Consider the following 18,516-nt stretch of genomic DNA (forward strand, 5'->3'; position numbering starts at 1 on the left):
CCGTAAAAACTCGCTCGGCCGGAAATGATTGACGGCGTTTCCGGCCACTCACCCGCCCTTTGAATGAGCGAGGCCGGTTCGCCCAGCGCGAGTCCGGAGATGAGCGACGCCAGCAGCGCGACAATACCCCTCACGGCGGCCCACTCCCGAGGGCGACCATAGGCGCCAGATATCGGGCTCGAGACACGGGTCGCCGTGTAACGGTTGCCGACCGGCTCGCGCGAATTGATGCGTGAACGCCTGCCTTACCGGGAAAGCGCCCGCCGCAGAACCGCCTTGGCGACCGGCAGCAGCGCCTGCGCTTACTTGCCAACGGCGCCAACAACTGTCTGAAAACGCTGCCAGCCCATGCTGGCGTGGTCTTTACGAGCGGCGCGCGCGCGCCGCTCGGCGAGCACGACGCGGGCGTCGAGCGCCAAGGTGCGCGCGCTGACCTTTAGAGCGCTTACAATGGCGACTATTTGTACGGTACGGCGCATGGCAAGGATGTCCTCGGCAGGATTTGGCAACCATCAGCGATACGAGCGTCGAAGGATAGCCTGCCCGCGGACGCATGCACAAGCCGTCCGGCGATCCTCCTGCCCGAGCAGCGCTCCCAGCCACCGACTCGGCAAGTAGCAGGCGTACTGCCCAACATGGCCGCGACAATGAAAACCCACCCCGTTCCGGATTGGCTACGACAACTGCTGATGCGCAGCGTCGCCCATCGCCACTATTCGTTGGTAGTGGCGGCGATCGCCTTTGTCACCACCATCACTTTCAGTTTCCCCTTCGTTGCCGTGCTGATTCCGGCCGTCTTGCTGGCCCCCCGGCGCTGGCGAACCCTTGGCCTGCTCTGTGGGGTGGCCAGCGGCTTCGGCGCCGCAGCCCTGGTCGAGATCTTTCAGTACCTGGGCGGGGACCTGGTCCTCGCGCGCTACCCGGAACTGCAGGCGATGGAAGTCTGGCAGTTGGCCAGTGAGTGGCTGCAAAGCTGGGGCCTCCTGGCCATCCTGATCATTGCCGGATCACCGATGCCGCAGACGCCAGCCCTGCTCTTCTGCGCTCTGGCCAACGTCTCGTCACTGGGAATCCTGGTTGCCGTGGCGCTCGGCAAAACGGCCAAATACCTGTTCATGGCCTGGGCGACGGCACACTATCCTGCGCGCTTCATCCGCTACCGCTGACCGTCTTCAACCCGGGTTGATAGCGCGTCGGCGCGGAAGCCGTAGCCGCGCTCAGGCGACGCCAGCGCTTTCGGCCTGCACCTCCGCCCAGTAGCTCGAGCGCACCATCGGCCCGCAAGCGGCGCCGCTAAACCCCATCGCCAGGGCTCGCTCCTCGTACATCTTGAAGACGTCCGGATGAACGTAGCGAGCGACCGGCAGGTGGTGGCCGGATGGTGCGAGGTACTGGCCGATGGTCAGCATCTCGACGCCGTTGGCGCGCAGATCGCGCAGGACTTCGAGAAGTTCGTCGTCGGTTTCGCCGAGGCCGACCATCAGTCCCGATTTGGTCGGAACCTGCGGATAGCGCGCCTTGAAGCCCTTCATGAAAGCCAGCGAATGCGCGTAATCGGCTCCCGGACGTGCCTGACGATAGAGTCGCGGCACGGTTTCCATGTTGTGGTTGAGCACGTCGGGCAGGGCCTTGCCGAGCACCTCGAGGGCGATTTCCATGCGCCCGCGAAAATCGGGAACCAGTGTCTCGATGGTCGTACCGGGCGAACTGCGGCGTACCGCGCTGATCACGTCGACGAAGTGCTGGGCACCGCCATCACGCAGGTCATCGCGATCGACGCTGGTGATCACCACGTAGCGCAGCTTGAGCCTGGCGACGCTGTCGGCGAGCTTGGCGGGTTCGTTGACATCAGGCGGCAGGGGCTTGCCATGGCCGACGTCGCAGAAAGGGCAGCGGCGTGTGCAGATGTCACCGAGGATCATGAAGGTGGCGGTGCCGCGACCGAAACACTCACCAATATTGGGGCAGGCGGCTTCTTCACAGACCGTGTGCAGCTCCTGCTCGCGCAGCATCTTCTTGATTTCGCCAAAACGACCGCCTGCGTTGCCGGCCTTGACGCGAATCCAGTCCGGCTTGCGTTGTGGTGCCTGCGGGATGATCTTGATCGGAATGCGCGCCGTCTTCAGTTCGCCGCGTTCCTTGACGCCGGCGACCCTGGCGCTCGGCTTGCTTGTGCCACGATCTTCATTCTGAGTGCTCATTGCATGTGCTCCAGTTGAGCTGCGAGCTGTCCTGCCAGCGCGATCGCCATTTCCGCGGGGCTCAGCGCAATGCCGAGATCGCTGGTCTGGGTAACCGGCAGGCCGGGGTAGCCGCACGGATTGATCGCCGCAAAAGGCGACAAATCCATATCGACGTTCAGGCTGACGCCGTGGTAGCTGCAGCCCTTGCGTACACGTAGGCCAAGGGCCGCGACCTTGGCCGAGCCGACGTAGACACCGGGCGCACCCCCATGCCGTTCGGCGCATACGCCGTACCGGGCCAGCAGGTCGATCACCGCCTGCTCGATTGCCGATACCAGTTCACGGATTTTCAACCGCCGCCGGCTCAGATCCAGCAGCAGATAAATCACCACCTGGCCGGGGCCGTGGTAGGTGATCTGACCGCCCCGATCGCTCTTTACGAGGGGAATGCCGAGGTCGACCAAGAGGTGCTCCGGCTTGCCGGCCTGACCCAGCGTGAGCACCGGCGAATGCTCGCAGCACCACAGTTCATCGCGTGTTTCACCGCCGCGTGCGGCGGTGAAGTCGATCATTTCCCGCCAGGTGTAGCGATAGTCGGTGCGCCCGAGATGGCGGACCAGTGGCGGCAACAGGGTTGACCCCGACGACGGCAGATGCTCGCCACCGACGCCTTCGCGCGCGCGCGCCGCGAGGCCTCGCTGTTCGCAATTCATAGCACGATCTTGACCAGCGGATGGCTGCTCAGTTCCCGATACAGCGTATCGAGCTGCACCTTGCTGGTGGCGTTGATGGTGCACGTCAGGCTGACGTACTTGCCAGCAGTCGAGGCGCGCATTTCCATCGTTCCCCCGTCAAAATCCGGGGCGTGCCGCAGCACCATATCGAGCACCTCCTGCGCCAGTGAGTCATTGGCCAGCCCCATGATCTTGAGGGGGAATGGACAAGGGAATTCGAACAGGCTTTCTCGCTCTTCAGACATCGGTGCCTGGCCAGGAGGCTGTGCGCAGCGGCGACGCAGCCGCTTCGTCTACTGGAACCACATTCGTACGGTATCTATCATTCGGCCAACGATTCCTGCTGTCGGCACCGCTTCGAGCGCCAGTACCGGGTAGTCGCCGTAGTGCTTGCCGTCGAGGCTGACTTTCAGGGTTGCCAGTGTCTGCCCCAGCGCCACGGGCGCCATCAGCGGCTGCTGCGAAATGAGTTCGGTCTTGATCTTCGGCCCGAAGCCCTTGGGCACGACGATCACCAGATCCTCCGAAAAACCAATCTTGACCGTGGCTTCCTTGCCTTTCCAGACCTTCAGGCTGGAGACCGGATCGTTCTTCGCATACAGCTGCACGCCATCGTAGAACTGAAAGCCATAATTGAGCAGCTTGAGCGATTCCTGGACGCGCGCGTTGGAAGATGCGGCACCAAGCACCACTGACAACAAGCGCCGCGGACCGCGTTTGGCCGACGACACCAGGCAATAGCCTGCCGCCTCGGTGTACCCCGTCTTCAGGCCGTCCACGGTCGGGTCTATCCACAGCAGTCGGTTACGATTCGGCTGGGTGATATTGTTGTAGCGAAACTCCTTCATTGAGTAGTACTTGGCGTACTCCTCCGGAAAATCGCGAATCAGCGCCCCGGCCAGGATGGCCAGATCGCGCGCCGTGGTGTAGTGCTCGGGGTCTGGCAGGCCGTTGGAGTTACGGAAATGCGAACCCTTCATGCCGAGTCGCTGCGCCTCGCGATTCATCATCTGAGCGAAGTTTTCCTCGTCACCGGCAATCGCTTCGGATAGCGCGACGCAGGCATCGTTACCCGACTGTACGATCATGCCCTTGAGCAGGTCATCGACCTTGACCTCGGTGCCAACCTGGATGAACATCCGCGAACCGCCTGTTTTCCAGGCCTTGCGGGAGATCAGTACGGACTGGTCGAGCTTGATCGTGCCCTGCTTGAGCGCCGCAAAACTCAAATAGGCGGTCATCAGCTTGGTCAGCGACGCCGGTTCAAGGCGCTCGTCGGGAGCCTGCGCGGCCAGTTCCTGCCCGGACGACATCTCGATCAACAGCCACGACTTGGCCGCCAGCGACGGCGGCGTGGGTAGCTGCTGCGCGAGCACCAGGATGGGAAAAGAAAGCAGGAGGAAGAACAGCGATCGAAGCTTGAGCATGGCTGGGTTCTTGGCAAAAGGCGGATTATAGCAAGCCTGCACGACGCCACCTGTAGGCGTTTTGTGACCAGGCGACGCGCGGAATTCCGTCGCTCCGTGATTTACCACACACGCCGACCGGCGGACCGGCACGTACGATGACGGCTGTTTCCTGGCATGAGGAGCCACCTTAAAGTGGCTTTCGCCCGACCCCCATGTTACCGCCACTCAAACCTCTCGCGAGCTCTCTTGACCTGCAAAGCGCATTTGCGCGACTGTCAAGAAACGGCTTCTCCAGCAACAGCCTGGACGAGTCCTTGCGCCACCTCACCGCAGCGACCGGGCGCGCGCTCAACATCGAGCGGGTCAGCCTGTGGGGCTTGATTGCCCAGCGCGCGAGTCTCGAGTGCATCGACCTCTACGAACTTTCCCGCGACCGACACAGCAGCGGGGTCACGCTGGATGCGGCACGCTACCCGCAATACTTCCAGGCCCTCGAGCGAGGCGAGCCGATCGTCGCTGACGATGCGATGAAGCATCCGACGACACAGGCGTTCACCGAGGACTATCTGCTGATGAACGGCATCAGTGCCGTCATCAACTCACCCATTCATCTCAAAGGGGAGTTACAGGGGGTCCTCTGTATCGAGCGCGTCGGACCGCACGCCGCCTGGACTGCGATGCAGCGCCTGTTCGCGCATTCGATCGCCAGTCTGGTCAGCCTGGCGATCGTGCAACACCAACTGCTGCTGATCGAAGATGAGTTACATGATGCAAACTGCCTGCAACGGGCATTGTTCGCTGGTGCACGCGACGCCATTCTGATTTCCGACGCCAGCACCGGGCACATTCTCGACGCCAACCCACAGGCCGAGAAGCTGTTCGGGCGACAGCGGCATCAGCTTCTCGGCGTGCTGCAAAACGAGCTTCACTCACCAGACGACGGCCTGGATATTGACCGGCTTCTCGAACTGGCCAGGCCGGACGGCACAGAAACGCTGCGCAGCACGGTAGTCAGTCAGGACGGCAAGGCCATTCCTGTCGAGATCGTCGGCTATGAGGTACAACTCGCACGCGGCGAGAAGATCGTCCAGGGGTTTTTCCGCCCGCGGGTGGTGGACTTCCCCGCTCCCTGATCAGCGCGTAACGAAGGTCGGCTTGTACCCCAGGGCCAGCCGGATCCTCTCGGCGACCCGTTCGGCGTCGGCACGGCTGCGATAGGGGCCCATGTGAACGCGGTGCATGCCACTACCAGCATTGATCTGGATGCTATCGTTGAGCCAGTCCAGTTCGTGCATCAGATGCGTGCGCAGACTCTCGGCGTTTTCGGCGCTGGCGAAAGCCCCCAGTTGCAGGAAAACGCCGCGCGAAGTCGCCGGCGACAACGCCAAGGTCGGGGCTGACGAGACGGGCGGCGCGCGCTCCACCAGCGCTGAGGGCAGCGATGCCGTGTCCTGGCCCAGGCTGACCGCCAGCAATTCGATCTCGTCTGGCTGACCGGCCAGCGTCGCCTTTGGCGCACGGGGCGGGGGCACCACCTGAGCGTAAGTCAAGGTCGTCGCCTCCGCCGGCAAGATTGCGTCGACCTGAACCAGTGTGCTGCCGTTGTCCACGTACCCCAGACGATAAGCGGCGACGTACGACAGATCGATGATCCGGTCCGCGTGGAAAGGGCCGCGATCGATGACCCGTACGATCACCGATTTTCCGTTGCCGACGTTGGTCACCCGGACATACGAGGGGATGGCCAGCGTCGGATGGGCGGCGGTCATCGAGAACATGTCGTAGGGTTCGCCGATCGACGTCCTCTGCCCATGGAACTTCTTTCCGTACCAGCTGGCGACGCCGCGCTGTTGATAGGGTACGAGACTGGTATTAGGTTCGTAGGCCTTCCCGAGAACGACATAAGGCCGGTTGGCAAAGCGATGCAAGGGCTCGATTTGTGGCTGGGGCTCGGGAATCTCGTCGAGATTGTCGGGAATATCGTCGCCGGGGCCATCGTCCTTGTAGTAGCCGCCACCCCGCTTCTGCAGCACACCTGACTTGCGCGCCGCCTTGCCAGATGACCTCGCCTGCTCCGCAGACCGCCCCGCCTCATCGACCGAACGCGGCGGCTGACCGCCGCAGGCGGTGAGCAGCACAGGCAGCGCCAGCAAGCACAGCGCAGCTCGGCAGTGCAGCCAATCGACCAGCGGCGTAGCGCCGGGCTTCATGTCCTGACCAGCATTCTGTGCGTGTGGATGCTCATCAGAATACCCACACCGACCGACAGCGTCACCAGCGCGGTTCCCCCGTAGCTCATGAACGGCAGCGGGACGCCAACCACCGGCAGGATGCCGCTGACCATACCCATGTTGACAAAGACATAGGTAAACAGGCTCAGTGTCACCGAGCCGGCCATCACCCGTGCGAAAAGCGTCGAAGCATTGGCGGCGATCATCAGCCCGCGGCCGATCAGCAACAGGTAGAGCAGCAGCAGAATGCCGTTGCCCAGCAAGCCGCGCTCCTCTGAAAAGACGGCGAGGATGAAGTCGGTGTGGCGCTCGGGAATGAACTCCAGATGGGTCTGCGTACCGGCCAGCCAGCCCTTGCCAAAATTGCCGCCCGAGCCGATGGCGATAGTCGACTGGATGATGTGATAGCCCGCCCCCAGCGGATCCGTGGCGGGGTCGATCAAGGTCAGGATCCGTTTCCGCTGATAGTCATGCAACATGGTCCACACGAAGGGCGCGGCGCCGGCCGCGACGGCCACCAGGCCGCCGATCAGCCACCATGACACGCCGGCGAAGAAAATGACGTAAAAGCCGGCGGCGCCGACCAGAATCGCCGTTCCCAGGTCAGGTTGCTTGGCGATCAGCGCAAAAGGCACCAGCAGCAGCAGGCTGGCGATCGCATAATGGCGGAACTTGAGCAGCGCCTCGTGCCGGTGAAAGTACCACGCCAGCATCAGCGGCACGGCGATCTTGAGTATTTCGGCCGGCTGGATCCGGGTGAAGCCGAGCGACAACCAACGCCTGGCGCCGTTGACCTTGATCCCGAAGAAATAGACCAGAACCAGGAGGATAAGGCCGACGGCGTAGAGCGGAACGCCGAAACGCATCAGTTTCTGCGGCGGCAACTGCGCGACCGCCCACATCGCGCAGAGCCCGATCGCCATGTTCAGCACCTGCGCAAGCATGCGATTGTTGGCGTCGTAGGTCGCGCTGTAGACGGTCACCAGCCCGACGACCATCAGCGCAGCGGTGATCAGCAGCAGCGGCACGTCCAGGTGCGCGACCAGAGCCCGCCAGACGCGGGACAGAAACTGCTGGAACATCAGCTAGTCATCCTCGACATCGTCCTCCTGGGCGGCCCCCTTGGGGAGTTTGCCCAGGAGATAATAATCCAGCACCATGCGCGCGATCGGCGCCGCTGACTGGGCGCCAAAACCGCCGTTCTCGACGATCACTGCCAAGGCGATCTTCGGCTCGTCAGCCGGTGCAAAGGCGATAAACAGCGCGTGATCGCGCAATGTCTCCTTCAGTCTGGACGACTTGTAGTCCCCGCCTTTCAGGCTGAAAACCTGGGCTGTACCGGTCTTGCCTCCAGACGTATAGCCAGCCCCGGCGAAAGCACGGGCACCGGTGCCCTGGGTATTGACACCAATCATCGCGTTCTTGATGGTCTCGACATGCTGTGGTTTCCATGGCAGCCGGCGCAGAGGTTCGGGCTCAACCATCGTCTTTTCGCCGGTCCGGCTGTCGGTAATGTATTTCACCAGGTGCGGACGAAACATGACGCCGTTATTGGCAACGGTGGCGGTCGCCAAGGCCAGCTGGATCGGCGTGTACGAATTGTAACCCTGCCCGATACCGATCGAGACCGTTTCGCCGGCGAACCACTTTTGCTGCTCAGGCCGCCTGAAGCGACGTTTCTTCCACTCCGGTGACGGCAATACGCCTTCCGACTCACCGTCGATGTCCACCCCGGTCCGCTGGCCCAGCCCCAGCTGACCCATGAAACGAGCGATGGCGTCGATGCCCATGTCGTTGGCCAGCATGTAGTAGTAAGTGTCGCACGATTGAACGATCGACTTGTACATGTCCACCGTGCCGTGCCCGCCTTTCTTGTCATCGCGAAATTGATGACCGCCAAAATTGAAGAAGCCGGGATCCGAGATGGTCTGACCAGGTGTTCGCTTGCCCGTTTCGAGCGCCGCCAGGGCCATGAACGGCTTGAATGTCGACCCTGGTGGGTAGGTTCCGTTGAGCGCCCGGTTGAGCATCGGCCGGTCGGGGGACTTGTTGAGCAGATCCCAGTCATCAGTCCGGATGCCGTCGACGAACAGGTTGGGGTCGAAAGTCGGGTTGGACACCAGCGCCAGGATCCCGCCGGTCGAAGGTTCGATCGCCACCAGAGCGCCACGGCGATCGCCGAAGGCCTTCTCGGCCATCTCCTGCAGCTTGACGTCAAGCGTCAGGACCAGGCGGCTGCCCTGGACGGGAGCGGTGCGCGCCAGACTGCGAATGGCCCGGCCACCCGCATCGATCTCGACTTGCTCGTAACCGGTCTCGCCGTGCAACTGGAACTCGTAGTGCTGCTCGATCCCGGTCTTGCCGATGTGGTCAGTGCCTTTGTAGTTGGCCGCCTGCTCGCTCTCCTCGATCATCTCCAGGTCGCGCTTGTTGATCCGGTTGATGTAGCCGATGGCGTGCGACGCGATCGGCCCCATTGGATACTGACGGAACAAGCGTGCCTTGACCTCGACACCCGGAAAAAGGTAGCGATTGGCGGCGAACCTGGCGACTTCCTCCTCGGTCAGGCGCGTGCGAATCGGCAGACTCTCATAGAGCTTGCTCTCCTCCAGCAGCTTGCCGAAGCGCCTGCGGTCCTTGGGCAGGACTTCGATCAGCTTGCCGAGGCCGTCGATCGTCGCGTCGAGGTCATCCACCTTCGATGGCGTGATCTCCAGGGTAAAAGCCGAGTAATTGCGCGCCAGGACGACACCGTTGCGATCGACGATCACGCCTCGATTGGGAACGATGGGCACGACGGAGATACGGTTGTCTTCAGCGCGCGTGGTGTAGTAGTCGTGCTGAACGACCTGCAGGTAGAAAAATCGGGAAGCCAACAGAGCCACGGCCGCCACTACCGCGACACCGGCCAGAACGACACGGAAGTGGAAGCGAGCAAGCTCGCTATCCGCGGCGTTCAACGACGACTGACGAGCGAGCAAGGCAAGGACCTCTCAGCTACAGCGGACAACGCGTGACCTGCGATCCCGATATCGGGAAGCACAGCGAAAGCAGCCCGCAGCCGTATTGCCCTCGATCTCAGAGCGGCCGATTGGCATCATGGTCGACGGGTTGGTGCTGCGGCAGCAGCAGGACGAAAGTCAGCAGCGGCCACAGCAGAGCGGCGATGAACGGCCCCAGGAAAAACGTCATCCCGGGAAGCTCGGCACCGGAAATGACCCAAACCCCGAGCTGTACCAATTGCACCAGCAGCAACAGCGGAAAGACCTGCAAAGCCTGCTGACCGAGCGGAAACCACAGAATTCGTCGTGACAGCGACGATGCGCCGTAGGCCACCAACACATAGGCGAGCGCGTGCTGTCCCAGCAGGCTCCCGTCGGCGACGTCCATCGCCAAACCGAAGAGAAAGGCCAACCCCATGCCGACCAGGCGCGGTTCTCGAATGCTCCAGAAAACAATCACCAGAGCCAGCCAATCGGGCACGCCGGGCCAGGCGGCGGTCGGCAGGAAATTCAGTGACAGCGCGCCGAACAGGCTTACGCCGATGAACCACGGCCGAACCGACAATAGAATGCGCGATGACGAGTAGCTGGTCTGCATCTGCCTAGTCCTTTTTCGGGCGCTTCTTCTTGGTCTGTCCCGAGTTGGCGGCAGCCTTCGCGCGGCTACCAGCCACCTCGTTCGCCAGTTCCTCCGGCAAGGCCACCACCGGGCGCGGGTCAAGCACCATGACTTCGCTGAAGTGCTCGACGCCAGCCAGAGGGATGCAGAAGATCCGGGCAAACGAGTAGGCCGTATCGCTTTCGATGTGCACTACCTTGGCCACCGGGAAACCCGGTGGAAAGATGCCGTCCAGCCCCGAGGTCACCAGCAGATCGCCATTCTGGACGTCGGCGTTGGTGGGCAGGAAACGCAGCTCGAGCTGCCCGTTGCCGAGGCCGAAAACCACCGAGCGCAGACCGGTGCGCACAACCTGTACGGGAACCGCCTGTTCCTTGTCGGTAATCAACGTCACCTCCGCCAGAAACGGGAACACCCTGGTCACCTGACCGACAATCCCTGCATCATCGATGACCGGCTGCCCGGCGATGACCTTGTCCTGCTGGCCCTTGTCGATGACGACCCGCCGAGCGTACGGATCGCGGGCCGAATAGAGAATCTGTGCGACCTGACCGCTGACCTGCTGCCGCTCCTTGACACCAAGCAATTTTCGCAGATGCGCGTTCTCCGCCTCGACGTGCCGGCTGCGCAGAAGCGTTGCCACGTTCTCTAGGCGAGCTCGCTGCAGTCGCGCGTTCTCATCCTGCAAACGGGCAACGGTCGCGAAGTAACCGCCAGCGTTGTCCAGGAACTGTGCCGGAAAATGCGCCAGACGTTGCACCGGGTGGGTGAACATCGCCAACCCTTGACGCAGAACCTCCAGCGCCTGAAAGCGGGCATCGACAATCAGCAGGGCAAGCGACAGCGCCAGGTAAAACGACAGCAGCGCCACGGGCGCCGGCCCGCGCTTGAAAAATGGTGGCGGCTGGTCCATCACTCGGTCATCGAAACTGGCAAGGCACGGCGCTCAGGCCGCTGCGCCTCAATCGGAAGCGAAAATGCTGCCGAGATTATCCATCTTCTCGAGCGCCATCCCGCAGCCACGGGCAACGCAGGTGAGCGGCTCTTCGGCGACGATCACCGGCAAACCGGTCTCCTCCATCAGCAGGCGATCGAGATCGCGCAGCAAGGCACCACCGCCGGTGAGCACCATACCCTTGTCGGCGATGTCTGCGCCGAGTTCCGGAGGGGTCTTCTCGAGCGCCGACTTGACCGCCGAAACGACGCTGTTCAGCGGCTCGGTAAGCGCCTCGAGGATCTCGTTGGACGAGATGGTGAATTTGCGCGGAATGCCTTCGGCCTTGTTGATCCCGGAGACCTCCATTTCGCGCACCTCGGCGCCAGGAAAAGCGGAACCAATCTGTTTCTTGATGTTTTCAGCGGTATTCTCACCGATCAGCATGCCGTAGTTGCGGCTGATGTAGTTCATGATCGCCTCGTCGAGCTTGTCACCGCCGACGCGCACGGAACCGGCATAAACCATGCCACCGAGCGAAATGACACCGACCTCGGTGGTCCCGCCACCGATGTCGACGACCATCGACCCGGTAGGCTCGGACACCGGCAGCCCGGCGCCGATGGCTGCCGCCATCGGCTCCTCGATGAGAAAGACCTGACTTGCACCGGCCCCGATCGCCGACTCGCGAATGGCACGGCGTTCAACCTGCGTCGAACCCGATGGAACGCAGATGATGATCCGCGGCGATGGCGAGAGCAGTCTCGAATCGTGCACTTTCTTGATGAACTGCTTGAGCATCTGCTCGGTCACGGTGAAGTCGGCAATGACGCCGTCTTTCATCGGCCGAATCACGGTAATCGCCCCTGGCGCCTTGCCAAGCATCTCCTTGGCTGCCTTGCCAACGGCCTGTATGGTTTTCTTGGAACTCGGCCCGCCTTCGGTGCGGATAGCGACCACCGATGGCTCGTCGAGAACGATTCCCTTCGAGCGCACATAGATCAGCGTGTTGGCCGTGCCTAGGTCGATCGCGAGATCGTTCGAGAAATAACTGCGCAGAAAACTGAACATGCTTGCGAAATCCGTGTTGGCCCTGAGAGGGCAGCGGTGGGAAAAACTTTTATGATACCTTATATGGCTTTCTCGTTTAACACCTTAGTGATTTCCCAAGCCATGTCGCTCACCATAGAACAGGTTCGCCGCGTCGCCCATCTGGCCCGGATTGAAATCAACGACATCGAGGCGCACAGCACGCTCGACCAGTTGAACGATATCTTTGCCCTGATCGAAGAAATGCAGGCGGTTGATACAGCAGGCGTCGAGCCCATGGCGCACGCTCAGGATGTCGCACAGCGCCTGCGTGACGACCGTGTTACCGAGCCCCACCAGATCGATCAGCGGGCAGCCTTCCAGGCCATCGCCCCGGAAACCGAGGCCGGTCTTTACCTGGTGCCGAAGGTCATCGAATGATCGAACACAGCCTCCACGATCTCGGACGCGCCCTGGCAACGAGAGAGATTTCGAGTGTCGAACTGACGCAACTCCACCTCGAACGCATTGCGCGTCACAATCCGCGACTCAACGCCTACATCACCATCGACGAAGCGCGCAGCCTGGCCCAGGCACGCGCCGCCGACGCGCGCCTGGCGAGCGGCAAAGGCGGCCCGTTGACAGGCATCCCGATCGCTCACAAGGACATCTTCTGCGCCAAGGGCTGGCGCACCACCTGCGGGTCGAAAATGCTGAGCAATTTCGTCAGCCCCTATGATGCAGCGGTGATTGCTGGCTTCGAGGCGGCTGGCGCGGTGGTCCTCGGCAAGACCAACATGGACGAATTCGCGATGGGTTCGTCGAACGAAACGTCTTTCTACGGACCGGTGAACAACCCCTGGCGTGCCGGCTGCGTTCCAGGCGGGTCGTCCGGCGGCTCGGCTGCCGCCGTCGCCGCGCGCCTGGCACCGGCAGCCACCGGCACCGACACCGGCGGCTCGATCCGGCAGCCGGCGGCATTATGCAACCTGACAGGAATGAAACCGACCTATGGCGTCGTCTCGCGCTACGGCATGATCGCTTTCGCCTCATCACTGGACCAGGCCGGCCCGCTGGCCCGCTCGGCGGCAGACTGCGCGCTACTGCTCAACGCCATGGCCGGTTTCGACGAACGCGATTCGACCAGCCTCAACCGCCCGGCCGAGGATTATTGCCGCGAGCTTGCCACCACCAGCGGTGACAAGCCGCTGAGCGGATTGAAGATCGGCCTGCCGGCAGAGTTTTTTGGTGAAGGCTGCAGTCCGGAAGTGATGGCGCTGGTCGAAGCGGCAATCGCGGAATACCGCAAGCTCGGCGCCGAAACGGTCGCCATAAGCCTACCCAGCATGAAGCTCTCGGTGGCCGCCTACTACGTGATCGCACCGGCCGAAGCCAGCTCGAATCTGGCACGCTTTGACGGGGTGCGCTACGGCCATCGCGCGTCGCAGTACCAGGATCTCAACGACATGTACAGCAAGAGCCGCGCCGAAGGCTTCGGCGCCGAGGTCAAGCGTCGCATCCTGATCGGCACTTATGTTCTGTCGCACGGCTACTACGATGCTTACTACCTGCAAGCACAACGTATTCGCCGCCTGATCGCCAACGACTTCGCCGAAGCATTCCGGCAATGCGACGTGATCATGGGGCCCACCAGTCCGAGCACAGCCTTCAAACTCGGCGAAAAAGCAGCCGATCCGGTACAGATGTATCTGTCGGATATCTACACCATCGCTGTCAACCTGGCGGGCCTGCCGGGAATTTCGATTCCTTGCGGATTCTCCGGTGGCCTGCCGGCCGGCCTGCAACTGATCGGCGACTATTTTACGGAAACCAGGCTGCTCAACATCGCCCACCGCTATCAGCAGGCAAGCGCCTGGCACCTGCAGCGGCCAGACGGATTTGACTGATCGCCCCGGGCCATACGCGGGCCCTGTCGCCCGACGACATGTTGCCGTCGGTCGGCGTTCTTGAAGAGTGAGCAAGCAGTGATAAAAGCATGGGAAGTCGTCATCGGCATCGAGACACACGCGCAGCTGTCGACCAACGCAAAGATATTCTCGGGCAGCTCAACGGCCTTCGGCGCCGCGCCCAATGTCCAGGCGAACGCTGTCGATATCGCCCTGCCCGGGGTCTTGCCGGTGCTCAACAAGGGCGCCGTGGAATGCGCGATCAGGTTCGGCCTCGCGGTCAGCGCCGAGATCGCGCCACGATCGGTTTTCGCCCGCAAGAACTACTTCTACCCGGACCTCCCGAAGGGTTATCAGATCAGCCAGTACGAGTTGCCGGTGGTGCTTGGCGGCAAGCTTGCGATTCAGCTTGGCGAGACCGAGAAAGAGGTGCACCTGACCCGCGCCCACCTCGAGGAAGACGCTGGAAAATCCCTGCACGAGTGCCTGGGGCCACATTTCCACGGCCGCTCGGGAATCGATCTCAATCGCGCCGGGACACCGCTGCTGGAGATCGTCACCGAACCTGACATGCGCTCTGCTGCCGAAGCCGTCGCCTATGCCAAGGCCTTGCATGCGCTGGTGCGCTGGATCGGGATTTGCGACGGCAACATGCAGGAAGGCTCCTTCCGCTGTGACGCCAACGTCTCCGTGCGCCCCGTCGGCCAAACGGCACTCGGGACTCGGCGCGAAATCAAGAACCTGAACTCTTTCCGTTTCATGCAGCAGGCGATCGACTACGAAGTGCAATGGCAGATCGCCACCCTCGAAGAGGGTGGCACCATCGAACAGGCGACCGTGCTGTTCGATCCGGCAGCTGGCGAAACACGCGCCATGCGCTCGAAGGAAGACGCTCACGACTACCGATATTTCCCGGACCCTGACCTTTTGCCGCTGCTCATCGATCGCCAGTGGATTGCCGAGATCGCTGCGAAGATGCCCGAACTGCCGGCAGCCAGACGCGACCGCCTGGTTGCTGAATACGGACTGTCGAGCTACGACGCGAAGATCCTGACGACTTCGCTCGATCTTGCGAACTACTATGAAGAAGCCGTTGCCAGCGCCGGTCGCTCAAGCACCAAGGCCTGTGCCAACTGGGTAATTGGCGACCTGGCCGCCCGTCTCAACAAGGAAGACCAGGAGCTCGATCAGGCTCCGGTCTCGGCGGAGCAGCTCGGCGGCCTGGTTGCTCGCATTGCCGACGGCACGATCTCGACCAACATCGCCAGGAAGGTGTTCGACGCACTCTGGAACCGCGACGGCAATTCCGCCGACGAGATCATTGCCAGGCAGGGCCTGCAGCAGATTACCGACAGCGGCGCCCTGGAGACTCTGATCGACGAACTGCTCGCCGCCAACGCCACGATGGTCGCCGAGTTCAGAGCCGGCAAGGAAAAGGCCTTCAACGCGCTGGTTGGGCAGGCCATGAAAGCGACGCGGGGCCAGGCCAACCCGCAGCAAGTCAACGAACTACTGCGCAGGAAACTCGGCTGACCTAGCGTACCAGCGAGGTAGCGCTGGCTACGTCGCCAGCGGCGCCCCAGCGCCAAGTGTCTCAGTGCCGTACGGGAGGGCGTTTCGAGATTTCGATGAAACGTCGCTGATCCTCATCGTACTTGGCTCGAGTCACTTCCCGGTCCTTCTTCTTGGACTCGATCACCGACTCCAGCGCACTGATCTCGAAATCCGCATCCCGCAAGCCTTTGGCGACCCCTACCGGCAAAGAGCGATTCTTGTAAAACTCCGCCTCGGTCTCGAACTTCTGGCGATGTTTACGTATTTCGGCGATCCGTTCCTCGGCCGCCGTGATCGACGCCGCAAGCTCGCTCTCGGCGCGGCTGCGCAGAACTTCGATGTCCTTCAAACTGGCATAGGTATTGAGCAGGGCCTGATCCTTGCGGTTCTGCTCGTTGAGTAAGCGCTCGCGCTCCTGGCGCTGTTTTTCTTCGACCGCTCGCGCAGCACGTTGCTCCCGTGTCAGCGGCGCCGCGACCACGTTCGCCGTCCGGCCGGAATCACCCAGTTCGCGGTAAGCGCGCCCGTAGCAGGCCGCCGGCAAGGTGTCGCCACACACCTGCCTGCCGGACTCGTCATTACAACAAAAGATGCGCGCCGCCGCGTGGCTCGACCCGACGCCAGCCAGCGCCAGCAGCAAGCCAAGCTTAACGGCCGCTCGCAACACCGTATTCCTCACGATAACGCGCAACGGCCGCTTCTTTCTGGCTGAAATCGGACCGATGACGGAGAAAAGCCAGCAGATCGTCGAGGCTGGCGACGGCGATCACGGGCATCCCGTAGTCCTGTTCGACCTCCTGCACGGCAGACAAATCCCCTCCGCCACGCTCCATCCGATCGAGCGCAACGATCACCCCGCACGGCGTCGCACCGGCGGCACGAATCAGTTCGACCGACTCCCGAACCGACGTCCCGGCCGAAATCACGTCGTCAACGATCAGCACGCGACCGGCCAAAGAGGCCCCGACAACGCTACCGCCTTCGCCGTGATCCTTGGTCTCCTTGCGATTGAACGAGAAGGGCAAATTGCGTCCCGCCCGCGCCAGCGCAACAGCGATCACGGCGACCAGCGGAATCCCCTTGTAGGCAGGGCCAAACAAACTGTCGAACGCGAGACCACTGGTGGTAATGGCCTTGGCGTAGAATTCGGCCAGGCGACCTAGCGCCGCGCCATCGTTGAACAGGCCAGCGTCGAAGAAATAGGGCGACAGCCGCCCGGCCTTGGTCTGAAACTCGCCAAAGCGCAGAACGTCTTGCCTGACAGCAAACTCGATGAATTCCTGACGAAAGTCCATAAGCCCATTTTTTTCTGGTTTCTAACCCGCCCCCGCCCGCTACCCGCATGTTACGCATCATTACCCTCAATCTCAACGGCATTCGCTCAGCCTGGCGCAAAGGCCTGCTCTCCTGGATCGTCGCCCAGAACGCTGACATCATCTGCGTGCAGGAACTGAAAGCCCAGTCAGCTGACCTCAGCGATGAGATGGAAGCACCAGATGGCTTCCATGCCTACTACCATTGCGCCGCAAAAAAAGGTTACAGCGGCGTTGGCGTATGGTGCCGGCGGCAACCCGACCGGGTGATCGATTCTCTGGGCAGCGCCGAATTTGACCTCGAAGGACGCTACCTGCGCGCTGACTTCGGCAAGCTGACGGTGATTTCGCTCTACCAGCCTTCGGGCTCCAGCTCGGAGCAGCGGCAGCAAGCAAAGTTTCGCTTCATGGCCTTCATCTACCCGCACCTACGTGAACTCGCCTCGAGCCAGCGAGAGGTTGTCGTCTGTGGCGACTGGAACATCGCGCATCAGGAAATCGACCTCAAGAACTGGCGGAGCAACCGCAAAAACTCTGGCTTTCTGCCTGAAGAACGTGCCTGGCTCAGCCGCCTGCTCGATGAAGCCGGCTGGCACGACGTTTACCGCCAGTTGTATCCGACCAGCGGTGAACAGGCCTACACCTGGTGGTCAAATCGCGGCCAGGCGTGGGCAAAGAACGTCGGCTGGCGGCTCGACTACCAACTGGCAACGCCCGGCATCGCCAAACAAGCCAGAAGCGCTGCGGTCTTCAAGGAGCAGCGTTTCAGCGATCATGCCCCACTGACCATCGACTACGAATTCGACCTGCCGTACGCCTGAGCGGATCGACCCATGCGTGCTCTTGATCCGCGCCGTTGCCAACCCCTCATCGGCCAGGACAAGGCCGTGAACTCTTGCGAGTTCGCATTGCTCTCCGCCCGCAAGTTCTATAATCTGGATGTGTCAATGCACGCTCATCCGATATCGCACAAGCCCTCTTCCCTCCCCCTTTCACCACTCTCCACTACGAGGTTCATCATGCCCCAAGTTGATAACGAACTATCCACCTCCAGCAAGCAGAGACTCGTCTCCGACATGAAAGTCGTGGTTTCGGACGCTGAGGAAATCCTCCGCGCCACCGCTGGCGTTGCCGGCGAAAAGATGGGCGACCTGCGGGAGCGCATCGGCGAGCGGCTGCGCGACGCCAAGCTCCGCCTGGCTGATGCGGAAGTCGCCGTGGTCGACAGGACCAAAGCTGCAGCACGCGCGACCGATGATTTTGTCCACGAAAATCCGTGGCGTGCGGTCGGCGTTGCCGCCTTTGTCGGTCTGCTGCTCGGTGCAATCATCAGCCGCCGCTAGGCATCGCCTGCTTCATGAGCGAAACTCCCGCCAGCACAGGAAGCAGCAGTAGCGGCCTGTTGGTCGGCGCCAGGAATAGTGCCGCCACGCTGCTGAGCACGGGACGAACGCGGCTTGAACTCCTCGGCAACGAACTCAAGGAGGAGAAGCTGCGGGCGATCCGCCTCCTGCTCTTGTCACAGACGGTGGCGTTCTGCCTGGCGGTCGGCACCATCCTGTTGATCGGCTTGCTGGTCGTCACCTTCTGGGAGAGCCGGG

At 62.1% G+C, this 18,516-nt stretch carries 20 protein-coding genes and 1 pseudogene; 8 read left to right on the forward strand and 13 right to left on the reverse strand.

Features of this window, described 5'->3' with window-relative positions:
• Positions 1–302: 302 nt before the first annotated feature.
• A complete protein-coding gene (locus RUW20_RS11145; RefSeq protein WP_313952288.1) occupies positions 303–479 on the reverse strand; it encodes a hypothetical protein in 177 nt (58 codons plus the stop codon).
• Positions 480–647: 168 nt separating this feature from the next.
• Here RUW20_RS11145 and RUW20_RS11150 point away from each other — a divergent pair, with 168 nt between their 5' ends.
• Positions 648–1,166, forward strand: coding sequence for a hypothetical protein (locus tag RUW20_RS11150; RefSeq protein ID WP_313952289.1), 519 nt, complete (start codon positions 648–650; stop codon positions 1,164–1,166).
• A gap of 51 nt (positions 1,167–1,217) precedes the next feature.
• Here RUW20_RS11150 and lipA read toward each other — a convergent pair whose 3' ends face one another.
• The 4 genes from lipA to RUW20_RS11170 all read right to left on the reverse strand — a co-directional run bounded on the left by lipA (position 1,218) and on the right by RUW20_RS11170 (position 4,344).
• Positions 1,218–2,201, reverse strand: a complete 984-nt coding sequence (gene lipA / locus RUW20_RS11155; protein WP_313952290.1) for a lipoyl synthase — start codon at positions 2,199–2,201, stop codon at positions 1,218–1,220.
• On the reverse strand, positions 2,198–2,755 hold the full coding sequence (gene lipB, locus RUW20_RS11160; RefSeq protein ID WP_409559347.1) for a lipoyl(octanoyl) transferase LipB: 558 nt from the start codon (positions 2,753–2,755) through the stop codon (positions 2,198–2,200). The genes lipA and lipB overlap by 4 nt, the downstream gene beginning before the upstream one ends.
• Before the next feature lie 137 nt (positions 2,756–2,892).
• Positions 2,893–3,162 (reverse strand): DUF493 domain-containing protein, encoded by a 270-nt coding sequence (locus RUW20_RS11165; RefSeq protein ID WP_313952291.1) that lies wholly within the window; start codon positions 3,160–3,162, stop codon positions 2,893–2,895.
• A 48-nt stretch (positions 3,163–3,210) separates the two neighbouring features.
• Complete coding sequence (locus RUW20_RS11170; RefSeq protein ID WP_313952292.1) at positions 3,211–4,344, reverse strand: D-alanyl-D-alanine carboxypeptidase family protein; 1,134 nt, start codon at positions 4,342–4,344, stop codon at positions 3,211–3,213.
• Positions 4,345–4,640: 296 nt separating this feature from the next.
• On the opposite strand from RUW20_RS11170, the gene RUW20_RS11175 reads away from it, so the two are divergent.
• On the forward strand, positions 4,641–5,459 hold the full coding sequence (locus tag RUW20_RS11175; RefSeq protein ID WP_313952293.1) for a GAF domain-containing protein: 819 nt from the start codon (positions 4,641–4,643) through the stop codon (positions 5,457–5,459).
• On the opposite strand, the gene RUW20_RS11180 is transcribed toward RUW20_RS11175, so the two are convergent.
• The 6 genes from RUW20_RS11180 to RUW20_RS11205 all read right to left on the reverse strand — a co-directional run bounded on the left by RUW20_RS11180 (position 5,460) and on the right by RUW20_RS11205 (position 12,183).
• Positions 5,460–6,536 (reverse strand): septal ring lytic transglycosylase RlpA family protein, encoded by a 1,077-nt coding sequence (locus RUW20_RS11180; protein ID WP_313952294.1) that lies wholly within the window; start codon positions 6,534–6,536, stop codon positions 5,460–5,462. It abuts the gene before it with no gap.
• Positions 6,533–7,639 carry a rod shape-determining protein RodA gene (gene rodA / locus RUW20_RS11185; RefSeq protein ID WP_313952295.1) on the reverse strand — a complete coding sequence of 369 codons (1,107 nt, stop codon included), beginning with the start codon at positions 7,637–7,639 and terminating at the stop codon, positions 6,533–6,535. The genes RUW20_RS11180 and rodA overlap by 4 nt, the downstream gene beginning before the upstream one ends.
• 3 nt (positions 7,640–7,642) lie before the next feature.
• Positions 7,643–9,538 carry a penicillin-binding protein 2 gene (gene mrdA, locus RUW20_RS11190; RefSeq protein ID WP_313952296.1) on the reverse strand — a complete coding sequence of 632 codons (1,896 nt, stop codon included), beginning with the start codon at positions 9,536–9,538 and terminating at the stop codon, positions 7,643–7,645.
• A 97-nt stretch (positions 9,539–9,635) separates the two neighbouring features.
• Positions 9,636–10,157, reverse strand: a complete 522-nt coding sequence (gene mreD, locus RUW20_RS11195; protein WP_313952297.1) for a rod shape-determining protein MreD — start codon at positions 10,155–10,157, stop codon at positions 9,636–9,638.
• A 4-nt stretch (positions 10,158–10,161) separates the two neighbouring features.
• Positions 10,162–11,091 (reverse strand): rod shape-determining protein MreC, encoded by a 930-nt coding sequence (mreC, locus tag RUW20_RS11200; protein WP_313952298.1) that lies wholly within the window; start codon positions 11,089–11,091, stop codon positions 10,162–10,164.
• A gap of 48 nt (positions 11,092–11,139) precedes the next feature.
• A complete protein-coding gene (locus tag RUW20_RS11205; RefSeq protein ID WP_313952299.1) occupies positions 11,140–12,183 on the reverse strand; it encodes a rod shape-determining protein in 1,044 nt (347 codons plus the stop codon).
• A gap of 102 nt (positions 12,184–12,285) precedes the next feature.
• On the opposite strand from RUW20_RS11205, the gene gatC reads away from it, so the two are divergent.
• From gatC to gatB, 3 genes are all read left to right on the forward strand, one after another.
• Positions 12,286–12,582: an Asp-tRNA(Asn)/Glu-tRNA(Gln) amidotransferase subunit GatC gene (gene gatC, locus RUW20_RS11210; protein ID WP_313952332.1), complete on the forward strand. Its 297-nt coding sequence runs from the start codon at positions 12,286–12,288 to the stop codon at positions 12,580–12,582.
• Positions 12,579–14,048 (forward strand): Asp-tRNA(Asn)/Glu-tRNA(Gln) amidotransferase subunit GatA, encoded by a 1,470-nt coding sequence (gene gatA, locus RUW20_RS11215; RefSeq protein WP_313952300.1) that lies wholly within the window; start codon positions 12,579–12,581, stop codon positions 14,046–14,048. The genes gatC and gatA overlap by 4 nt, the downstream gene beginning before the upstream one ends.
• 81 nt (positions 14,049–14,129) lie before the next feature.
• Complete coding sequence (gatB, locus tag RUW20_RS11220; RefSeq protein ID WP_313952333.1) at positions 14,130–15,581, forward strand: Asp-tRNA(Asn)/Glu-tRNA(Gln) amidotransferase subunit GatB; 1,452 nt, start codon at positions 14,130–14,132, stop codon at positions 15,579–15,581.
• Positions 15,582–15,642: 61 nt separating this feature from the next.
• Here gatB and RUW20_RS11225 read toward each other — a convergent pair whose 3' ends face one another.
• Entirely contained in the window at positions 15,643–16,266 is a 624-nt protein-coding gene (locus tag RUW20_RS11225) for a hypothetical protein (protein ID WP_313952301.1), read from the reverse strand.
• Complete coding sequence (gene pyrE, locus RUW20_RS11230) at positions 16,250–16,897, reverse strand: orotate phosphoribosyltransferase (RefSeq protein ID WP_313952302.1); 648 nt, start codon at positions 16,895–16,897, stop codon at positions 16,250–16,252. The genes RUW20_RS11225 and pyrE overlap by 17 nt, the downstream gene beginning before the upstream one ends.
• Before the next feature lie 47 nt (positions 16,898–16,944).
• Here pyrE and RUW20_RS11235 point away from each other — a divergent pair, with 47 nt between their 5' ends.
• The 3 genes and pseudogenes from RUW20_RS11235 to RUW20_RS11245 all read left to right on the forward strand — a co-directional run.
• Positions 16,945–17,736, forward strand: a complete 792-nt coding sequence (locus RUW20_RS11235) for an exodeoxyribonuclease III (RefSeq protein ID WP_313952303.1) — start codon at positions 16,945–16,947, stop codon at positions 17,734–17,736.
• A 198-nt stretch (positions 17,737–17,934) separates the two neighbouring features.
• Positions 17,935–18,258: a DUF883 family protein gene (locus tag RUW20_RS11240; RefSeq protein ID WP_313952334.1), complete on the forward strand. Its 324-nt coding sequence runs from the start codon at positions 17,935–17,937 to the stop codon at positions 18,256–18,258.
• A gap of 14 nt (positions 18,259–18,272) precedes the next feature.
• A pseudogene (locus RUW20_RS11245) lies at positions 18,273–18,516 on the forward strand (hypothetical protein); the annotation flags it as partial.

This window comes from Accumulibacter sp. (genome assembly GCF_032229525.1).
Classification (GTDB): Bacteria; Pseudomonadota; Gammaproteobacteria; order Burkholderiales; family Rhodocyclaceae; genus Accumulibacter.